The organism is Pseudoalteromonas sp. MER144-MNA-CIBAN-0113 (assembly GCF_040308965.1).
GTDB classification, from domain to species: Bacteria; Pseudomonadota; Gammaproteobacteria; order Enterobacterales; family Alteromonadaceae; genus Pseudoalteromonas; species Pseudoalteromonas tetraodonis.
The window spans coordinates 1-276 of the sequence record NZ_JBEOOG010000324.1 but is presented as its reverse complement, the minus strand read 5'-3'; the positions used below and the strand labels follow the sequence as shown (position 1 = coordinate 276).

At 39.1% G+C, this 276-nt stretch carries 1 pseudogene; it reads right to left on the bottom strand.

The window, feature by feature from the left end:
- Nucleotides 1–276, bottom strand: a pseudogene (locus AAEY57_RS19880) (PilZ domain-containing protein); the annotation flags it as partial.

The following is a 276-nucleotide window of genomic DNA, read 5'->3' as shown; positions in this document are numbered from 1 at the left end:
CCATAAGGCTTCTTCTAAATCTTTAGCTTTGTGCATTGCGTACTGACTTACGTATTTTAGCTCATTAGAAAGATAATCAGTATCGGGGCGACCTGTGCGCGATATATACAAACGCATTACGAATATAAGTTGCGATGTAATACCTTTACTAATTTGTTTATAAAAGCTTGAGTAGTCTTCACCTAAAGCGCATTGGCTAACAATAGCCTCTTCAATACTGCCTTTTCGAGGATCGAAGTTAATAGCAAGTGTAAAAGCAAGCGGTGCATCTTGGCG